Source organism: Rhodothermales bacterium (genome assembly GCA_034439735.1).
Lineage (GTDB): Bacteria > Bacteroidota > Rhodothermia > Rhodothermales > JAHQVL01 > JAWKNW01.
This window is the reverse complement of sequence record JAWXAX010000202.1, coordinates 1-8,571: the sequence shown is the minus strand read 5'-3', so window position 1 is coordinate 8,571 and position 8,571 is coordinate 1. Positions and strand designations below refer to the sequence as shown.

Below are 8,571 nucleotides of genomic sequence, written 5' to 3'. Positions count from 1 at the left end.
GGCTGCTCCCGGGAGCAGCCCGTGGGCGTCCTCGCGCCGGCCCCACCAGCACAGCAGAATTTGAGCCGGAAGTCGGCCTTTGAACACGGTGACTACCGCGTGCAGCCGCTGGCCTCGTTCGAGATAACGGCGCGGGTGCTTGGGAAGGAACGGTACTGGCTGGATCGCGGCGCCGAACTGGCCCCGTATGACCTCGCGCTGGGCTGGGGGCGCATGTCCGACTCTGCCGTGCTGGATCAGATGAGCATCTCGCAGTCCTGGCGCTGGTACCGTTGGCGCGCCCGCACCCCACCGATCCCCATGGGCGAAATCGCCGCTAGCAGCGCGAACATGCACATGGTGCCCTCGGATGAGATCGTGCGAAGGTCGTTGGGCCGCGTGCGGGAGGGGGATGTCGTCCGCATCGTCGGGAAACTGGTGGAGGTGGCCGGCCCGGAAGGCTTTCGCTGGAAGAGCTCGCTCACGCGGGGAGATACCGGAGATGGAGCGTGCGAGCTGGTCTGGGTGGAGGATTTTGAGATTTTATAGGGATCTCGTTTTACCCCGGTGCAAGAATGTGACGCCAGGTTAAAGCGGACCCGGCGTCCCTTTTTCCGTGCTAAGTTTGTACCTTGCGGGAAGGCCAGAAACGTATGAACCGCTGTTTACCACTCCTTGCGCTCCTCCTCGCCGCCTGCAGCTCGAAGCCGCCGGCTACGGACACGTCGTTGCCGGACGTGGTGGATTATAACTACCACATCAAGCCAATCCTGTCGGACCGGTGTTACACCTGCCACGGGCCGGACGAAAACACGCGCGAGGCCGGCCTCCGGCTCGATACAGAAGCGGGCTTCAGCACCCCCCTCGGGAAAGCCGGCAACTACGTAGCCGTCGTTCCCGGGAAGCCGGAGAAAAGCGAACTCATCCGACGCATCGTCCACACGAATCCGGAAGAGGTGATGCCGCCCCCGGAATCGAACCTGGCGCTGTCGCCCCATGAAATCGCCCTGATCTATAGATGGGTGGAGCAGGGCGCCGAGTGGAAGCCGCATTGGTCGTTTATCTCCCCGGAAAAACCCGATGCTCCGGCCGTCGCCGACGCCGCATGGCCGGCGAACGATATCGACCGCTTCGTCCTCGCCCGCCTCGACAGCGAGGGCCTCGCGCCGGCGCCAGAAGCCTCTCTCGAACGCCTGCTGCGCCGCGTCACGTTCGACCTCACCGGCCTGCCTCCATCGCCGGGCGAGATCGACGCGTTTCTGGAGGATACATCGCCGAATGCCTACGAACGGGTGGTCGACCGCCTCTTGGCCTCGCCGGCCTATGGGGAGCGGATGGCGAACGAGTGGCTGGATGTGGCGCGTTACGCCGATACCGGCGGGTACCAGTCGGACCGCCTCACGCACATGTGGCCCTGGCGGGACTGGGTCGTCTCGGCCTTCAATCGCAACCTGCCCTACGACGACTTCCTGACCTGGCAGCTCGCCGGTGACCTCCTGCCCGACGCCACTCAGGAGCAAATTCTTGCGACCGGCTTCAACCGAAACCATCGGCAGACGGAAGAAGGGGGCAGCATCGAGGAGGAGTTCCGGGCCGAATACGTGGCCGACCGTGTGAACACGCTCGGCACGGCGGTCCTCGGCCTCACGCTCGAATGCGCGCGCTGCCACGACCACAAGTACGACCCGGTCACCCAGAAAGAGTACTACCAGTTCTTCAGCTATTTCAACCAGATCGACGAGTCCGGCCAGACGTCCTTCTTCACCGACGCCGTCCCGGTGCCGACGCTGTTGAGGACGGATGCCGAGACCGACTCGGCCCTGGCCGATGTCCGCCGGCGTATCCCCGAAGCCGAAGAGGCGCTCAAGACCGCCGCCGCCGATGCGGAGGAGCCCTTTCAGCGCTGGAAGGAATCCTTTCAGCCGTCCAGCCTCCCCGCCCGCCCGCCTCCGGGTCCGGTGGACGCCTTCGGCTTCGAGCGCCTCGGCGACACGACCCTCCCGAACGACATCCGCCCCGGCCGGCCCGCGAAGTTGCTCTACGATCCGTCGCTGGTCGAGGGAAAGATGGGCCAGGCGATGGTGTTCGACGGCGAGAACGGGGTCGAGGCCGCAGGGGTTGGGGATTTTGAACGGACGGATCCGTTTACGATCTCGTTCTGGATGAAGCCGGCGCGGTGGAACCCCTGGAACGTACTGGTCCACCACACCAAAGCCGCGCTCGACGCCGGCAGCCGCGGCTACGAAATCGCCCTGCAGGGGAATCAACTCGTGGCCGGCCTCGCCCACATGTGGCCGCAAAACGCCATCCGCGTCGTCACCACGGATAGCCTCGTGTTGGGGGCGTGGACCCATGTTGCCGCCATCTACGACGGATCGAGCCGCGCCGCCGGCCTGACACTGTACGTCAACGGCGAACCAGCGGCCGTCGAGGTCGTCCGCGATAACCTCTTCAAGAATATCCGCTACGAACGCACGGAAGTGGGTCTGACGGTGGGCTTCCGCTTCCGCGACGCCGGGTTTAAAGACGGGTTGATCGACGAACTGGCCGTGTACGACCGGGCGCTGACGCCCATTGAAGCCGCGCAGCTCGCCGGCATTCCAGCGCCAGCCGATGAGGCCTCGCTGCGCGCCCACTTCCTTGCCCACCATTCGCCCGGATACACGCAGGCGCAACGCGCCCTCCGCCAGCTTCGCGAAGAGGAAAATGAACGCGTCTCGGCGGTCGAAGAGATCATGGTGATGCGGGACATGGCCGAGCGCCGGCCGGCGTACGTGCTGGTCCGGGGGCAATACGATCAGAAGGGAGAGGAAGTCCAACCGGCGACGCCGGCGTTTCTGCCGGCCGCCGACCCCGCGCTGCCGCCCAACCGGCTCGGCCTTGCGCAATGGCTCACGGCCCCCGAACACCCGCTCACGGCCCGCGTCGCGGTGAACCGGATGTGGCAGCTGTTTTTTGGGATGGGCCTCGTGGCCACGCCGGACGACTTCGGCAACCAGGGCCAGCTCCCCAGTCACCCCGAGCTGCTCGATTGGCTGGCGACGGATTTTGTGGATTCGGGATGGGATGTGAAGCGCTTCGTGAAGCAGATCGTGGTATCGGCTACCTATCGGCAGGCCTCCGAAGCCTCGCCCGAACTCCGGGAGCGGGATCCGGGCAATGCACTGCTCGCCCGCGGCCCCGGCTTCCGCCTGCCGGCCGAGATGCTCCGCGACAACGCCCTCGCCGCGAGCGGACTCCTGGTGAACCGCGTGGGCGGCCCGCCCGTCAAACCCTACCAGCCGGCGGGGATCTGGGAGGAGAAGTCGGGCGCGAAATACGTCCAGGACACCGGCGAAAGCCTCTACCGCCGCAGCCTCTACACCTTCTGGAAACGGACATCGCCGCCGCCGGCGATGACGACGTTCGACGCGCCCGAGCGCAACAGCTGCCTCGTCCAGCGCCAGCGGACGAGCACGCCCATGCAGGCGCTCGTTTTACTCAACGACCCGCAGTTTGTCGAAGCCGCCCGCAAGGTGGGCGAGCGGATGTGGACCGAGGCCGGCGCCGATCGCGCGACACAGATTGTTATCGCGTTTCGGTTACTCACCGGTGAGATGCCGTCGGATGCCGAGCGCGCTGTTCTGGAAACGATCTATCAGGAACAGTACGACGAATACGCCGGCCGCCCCGATGCGGCCCGGCAACTCCTCGCCATCGGCGAGTCCTCCCGCGAGACCTCCATCGACCCCGCCTCCCTCGCCGCCGCCACGATGGTCGCCTCCGCGATCATGAACTACGACGCGGCCGTGATGCGCCGCTAACGCGGCACGATTACAGGGTGCACATTGCACATTAAATTGTCATCCCGAGCGGATCCCCGCGAACGCGGGGAGTAGCCGAGGGACCTCCCAACGTTCAGCAAAACGACAGGGTTTTCCCTTTTCCCTTTTACCTTTTGCATTTCAATGAGTCACTGCCATCACTTCGAAAAGTACCCGTCCCGCCGGGACTTCCTGGCGCGCACGGCGATGGGCCTCGGGGCCGCGGCCTTCGGGGCGTTGCTCAACCCGATGCGTGCCCTCGCCGGCCCGGACGATCCACACGGGGTTCTGGGTGGATACCACATTCCGCCCCGCGCCAAACGGATCATCTACCTGTTCCAGAGCGGCGGGCCGTCGCAGATGGAGTTGTTCGACTACAAGCCGAAGCTGAACGAGATGCAGGGCGAGGAGCTGCCAGCGTCCGTCCGCATGGGCCAGCGGCTTACCGGGATGTCCGGCTTCCAGAACAAACTGCCCCTCGCCGGCTCCCGCTTCGCCTTCAGCCAACATGGCGACAGCGGGGCGTGGGTGAGCGAGCTGCTGCCCTACACGGCGAAGGTGGCGGACGAGTTGTGCTTCGTGAAGTCGATGCAGACCGACGCCATCAACCACGATCCCGCTATTACCTTTTTCCAGACCGGCTCCCAGATCGCCGGCCGGCCGTCCTTCGGGTCGTGGCTGAGTTACGGGCTGGGCACCGAGAACGAAAACCTGCCCTCGTTCTGCGTGCTCATCACCAAAAACAAAGGCGGCCAGCCGCTGTACTCGCGGCTGTGGGGGAACGGGTTTTTGCCGTCGTCGCACCAGGGCATCCAGTTCCGCTCGGGAAACGACCCGGTGCTGTTCCTCAATAATCCGGATGGCGTGAGCGAGGGCGGCCGGCGCAAGCTGCTCGACCGCCTCAACGAACTGCACCAGATTCGGATGGAGACCGTCGGCGACCCCGAGATCGAGTCCCGCATCTCCCAGTACGAGATGGCCTACCGGATGCAGACCTCCGTGCCGGACATCATGGACACGTCCGACGAGCCGGACCACGTGTTCGACCTCTACGGGCCGGATTCCCGCGACCGGGGCACCTTCGCGGCCAACTGCCTGCTCGCCCGCCGGCTCGCCGAACGCGGCGTCAAGTTTATCCAGCTCTACCACCAGGATTGGGACCACCACGGCGGCCTCCCCGGCGGCATCACCCGCGAGGCCAAACAGACCGACCAGGCATCCGCGGCCCTCATCATCGACCTCAAGCAGCGCGGCATGCTCGACGACACCCTCGTCGTCTGGGGCGGCGAGTTCGGGCGGACGAACTACTGCCAGGGCCGGCTCACCCCCGAGGACTACGGCCGTGACCACCATCCGCGGTGTTTTTCGGTGTGGATGGCCGGCGGGGGCGTAAAGCCGGGCATCAGCTACGGGCAGACGGACGAGTTCGGGTACAACGTCGTCGAAAACCCGGTCCATGTGCACGACTTCCAGGCGACGCTCCTCCACCTCCTCGGCATCGACCACGAGCGGCTGACCTACAAACACCAGGGCCGGCGCTACCGCCTGACCGATGTACACGGGAAGGTGGTGGAGGGGCTGCTGGCGTGAAATCCCCGTCACACCCCGAATTGCGTGAGGTGGTGGTCGTGGTGTTTATACATCCCCCATCCTTTTTCCTCGGCGGTCATGGGACCGAAGAACGAGTGGGGGATCTGACTGGCTTTTTCGGGGCCGGCGGAGATCATCGCATCCAGCGCCGCGAGGAAGCGGGCTTTTTCGCGGGCAAAGTCCCGCGCGTCGGCGACAATGTACTGGGGATGGGTGCGAGAATTCCGGGGGTAAGGGGTGAGGTTGGTGACGGCCTTTCGGATCACCCCTTTCAGGAGCTTCACAAAAAAGGGGGTGTTTTTGAGCTCCTTCCCGTTCATCACCTCCTGGATCTCGGCGCAGTGCGCCATCATCTGGGCAGCGTTCATCTTGCCCCATTGGGGCTGCGTCTCCGGAGTGATTTTTTCGACTCGGGCGAGGAATTCCCGGTAAATGGCCGGCTCGAAGAGGTTGCGTTGGACGAGGGTGGGCATGGGTTCTTGGGGTTTGGACGCCGGAATATACGAACAGGCTTGGCCACGATGTATCGCGGCCCTACCGCCTCAGCACCACCTTCCCGGCAACCACCCCGCCGGCCGCCTCCACCCGGTACACATACACCCCCGCCGGCAGGTCGCCGGCCTCGATCGTCACCGACTGCGCGGCGCCGGCCGGCAGGTAGCCCTCGAACAACACCCCCCGCTCGCGCCCGAGGAGGTCGTACAACACGGCCCGGATGGGGCCGGCGGTGTTCGGCGTGAGGTCGAAGGTGGTCCGATAGGTGAAGGGGTTGGGGTAGGGATGCGTCGATTGTAAAGCGATAGTGTTTGGAGTATGCGGTGTTATGGCTACAACCGAATGAAAACTGAGGGCTCGATACGGAAACACGGTGTGTAGAAACGATGCCGATTCGAACCGTATGGTTGCCTCTTCAAGCGTGATTCCTTCTATCTCCCACTTCTCTACGGTTATCTGGTCGAATGGTGAAGTTCTGCTCTCCAGCACGGTCGCCTGAAGCTGATTCCGCATGGCATCCAGGCTGTCTTCCGGGGCGTTCGTAGCAAACTCGACGTGGAGAATGCCACCAAGATATTGAGGAGCTTCAACAGTAAGTGAATCGGCAAATCGCCCCCTAAAACCCCATTGAGCGATTATTTTCTGCGTACCGTCTTGTTTGGGAAGTCCGATTGTCTTCGGATCGATAATCCAGGTCCATGTTCGATTCGAACCACCGGGAGGGAAGTATATCAGCAGGTCGTCTGTTGTCCATGTCGCGTTTTCGGTGGATAGGAAATCATCGAACCTCAAAATCCCCTGGCAACTCGATGACGCGAGGAGTGTGACGAGGGAATCCGTGTTGTTAGTGATCATGTATCGGATCTCAATCGGCTCGCCGTATTCGTACACCGCTTTGTCGGTTTCAAGTCGCGCCTCCATCTGTCCCTGGGCAAAAACCTGGGCCGAGTGGCTCAGCAGTGCGAGTCCGATGATGATGATGGAAAGGCGCATGCGGATGGTCCGGTCTGGTTGTCGGGCAAGTGCCGGGGATCTCAATCTATACCCCGTAACGCACCCCTTAAATCTCGGGATCCTCGGGCTGCGCTAGAACTTCGAGTGGTCGACCCCGTTGAAACCATATCGCAACCAGAATGGAGCAAAACGATGGCATCTCTTACGCTTAAAGGAATCCCGCCGGCGGTGCTGGAACAGCTCCGCAAAGTGGCGCAAGAGGAGCGGCGCAGCCTGAACCAGCAGGCTATCCTGCTTCTGGAGCGTGCGCTGGTCACTCCCCGTGTGTCTTTTGCAGAAGCCTATCCGGCGTTTGTCAAACGGGCCGGTCCTTCCCCATTGGAGACGTCCGATCTGGAAAACTTGCGTGCACAGGACGACGAGCTGGACGTAGTACAGTAGCAACGTCATCCTCGCGAACGCGGGGATCCATAGAAGGATTGAGATACCTCAGGTGCTGCGTCGAGCGGGTTTTTGTCATTCGTAGCGCTTGATGGATTCCCGTGTGCGCGGAGCTTGCCCCGGATTGATCGGGGAAAGACGAAGTCGCCCTACCGCCTCAGCACCACCTTCCCGGCAACCACCCCGCCGGCCGTCTCCACCCGGTACACATACACCCCCGCCGGCAGGTCGCCGGCCTCGATCGTCACCGACTGCGTGGCCCCGGCTGGCAGGTAGCCCTCGAACAACACCCCTCGCTCGCGCCCGAGGAGGTCGTACAACACGGCCCGGATGGGGCCGGCGGTGACCGGCTGGATGGTGAACGTGGTGTGATCATTGAAGGGGTTGGGGTATGCGACGCCAACAGCGGCGCGGACGGGCAACGGCGCCTCTTCGCGGCTCGTCACGATCTCCTGGCCTCCAGTATCGAAATAACTCCGATCCATGCGGACCACATAGCTGGCGGAGCCGAATCGGTCGAACGCCTCATCGATCCGCATACCGGCAATACGCCAGACCTCGTACAACAGGCGATCAGGTGTTTCCTGGCTGTTCAGTACCTCAGCCTGTAGCACCTCCACCATAGCCGAGATGCTGTCAACGGGCGCGGTGGATCGGAAGTGTATATCGATCGTGCCGCCCAGGTAAGCCGGTGCCTCGATCGTCACTGTATCGGCATAAGCGACGCCAAAGTGGGCGATGAGGGTATGCAGACCATCCGTCGAAGGGATGCCGAGGCGGGTTGGATCCAAATGCCAACGCCATGTGCGCTGACCGCCGGGCGGGATCGTCTGCGGGAAATGATCCGCCGTACAGACCTGTGGTAAAATGTCACCGTCAAAAAAGAACACTGCCTGGCAGCTTGAAGATGTGAAGACGGTATAGGCGCTGTCGCTGTCGTTTACGAAGGCATAGGTGATGACGATAGGTTCGCCATACGCGTAAACGGTCTTGTCGGTGGAAATCGAACCCGTGCGTTGGGCAGAGGCCGGCGCCGTAATTCCAAGCAATACGAGAGCAAAAGCAGCAAATAGGCGCATGGTTTTCAGTCGGTTGAATGCCCGTAGAGACGCAAAATATTGCGTCTCAAAAACGTTGAAGTCATCACAACCGCAATCTGCCGGCGGCAAACCAGCCAACATACATCATCGCACCGCGGTTATACCCCATAACGCATCCTTTCCGATCCGGGATCCTGCCCTTGGGGTAACGATATACAACCGCGGACGCCGCGCCCAATTCCCCGCCCGTTCCTCTCCCCCCCCTCTCC

7 protein-coding genes are annotated in these 8,571 nt (G+C 63.0%); 4 read left to right on the top strand and 3 right to left on the bottom strand.

Translation table 11 applies throughout. The features are described from left to right. The 3 genes from SH809_15080 to SH809_15070 all read left to right on the top strand — a co-directional run. Window positions 1-528, top strand: a 528-nt coding sequence (locus SH809_15080; GenBank protein MDZ4701030.1) for a hypothetical protein, incomplete at its 5' end; no start/stop codon positions are given. A 104-nt stretch (window positions 529-632) separates the two neighbouring features. Next, on the top strand, window positions 633-3,782 hold the full coding sequence (locus SH809_15075) for a DUF1553 domain-containing protein (GenBank protein ID MDZ4701029.1): 3,150 nt from the start codon (window positions 633-635) through the stop codon (window positions 3,780-3,782). 144 nt (window positions 3,783-3,926) lie between these two features. Further along, window positions 3,927-5,372, top strand: a complete 1,446-nt coding sequence (locus tag SH809_15070; protein MDZ4701028.1) for a DUF1501 domain-containing protein — start codon at window positions 3,927-3,929, stop codon at window positions 5,370-5,372. An 8-nt stretch (window positions 5,373-5,380) separates the two neighbouring features. Here the strand turns inward: SH809_15070 and SH809_15065 are convergent, their stop codons facing one another. Then, complete coding sequence (locus SH809_15065) at window positions 5,381-5,845, bottom strand: DUF1569 domain-containing protein (GenBank protein MDZ4701027.1); 465 nt, start codon at window positions 5,843-5,845, stop codon at window positions 5,381-5,383. Window positions 5,846-5,906: 61 nt separating this feature from the next. Continuing rightward, on the bottom strand, window positions 5,907-6,860 hold the full coding sequence (locus SH809_15060; protein MDZ4701026.1) for a T9SS type A sorting domain-containing protein: 954 nt from the start codon (window positions 6,858-6,860) through the stop codon (window positions 5,907-5,909). 153 nt (window positions 6,861-7,013) lie between these two features. Here SH809_15060 and SH809_15055 point away from each other — a divergent pair, with 153 nt between their 5' ends. Then, window positions 7,014-7,262, top strand: coding sequence for an Arc family DNA-binding protein (locus tag SH809_15055; GenBank protein MDZ4701025.1), 249 nt, complete (start codon window positions 7,014-7,016; stop codon window positions 7,260-7,262). 149 nt (window positions 7,263-7,411) lie between these two features. Here SH809_15055 and SH809_15050 read toward each other — a convergent pair whose 3' ends face one another. Further along, on the bottom strand, window positions 7,412-8,341 hold the full coding sequence (locus tag SH809_15050; protein MDZ4701024.1) for a T9SS type A sorting domain-containing protein: 930 nt from the start codon (window positions 8,339-8,341) through the stop codon (window positions 7,412-7,414). Between the last annotated feature and the right edge of the window lie 230 nt (window positions 8,342-8,571).

What these genes read in the sequence shown, in the direction of transcription:
- SH809_15075 (MDZ4701029.1), top strand. Translation starts at nt 633, where the DNA reads ATGAACCGCTGTTTACCACTCCTTGCGCTCCTCCTCGCCGCCTGCAGC.
- SH809_15070 (MDZ4701028.1), top strand. Translation starts at nt 3,927, where the DNA reads ATGAGTCACTGCCATCACTTCGAAAAGTACCCGTCCCGCCGGGACTTC.
- SH809_15065 (MDZ4701027.1), bottom strand. Translation starts at nt 5,845, where the DNA reads ATGCCCACCCTCGTCCAACGCAACCTCTTCGAGCCGGCCATTTACCGG.
- SH809_15060 (MDZ4701026.1), bottom strand. Translation starts at nt 6,860, where the DNA reads ATGCGCCTTTCCATCATCATCATCGGACTCGCACTGCTGAGCCACTCG.
- SH809_15055 (MDZ4701025.1), top strand. Translation starts at nt 7,014, where the DNA reads ATGGCATCTCTTACGCTTAAAGGAATCCCGCCGGCGGTGCTGGAACAG.
- SH809_15050 (MDZ4701024.1), bottom strand. Translation starts at nt 8,341, where the DNA reads ATGCGCCTATTTGCTGCTTTTGCTCTCGTATTGCTTGGAATTACGGCG.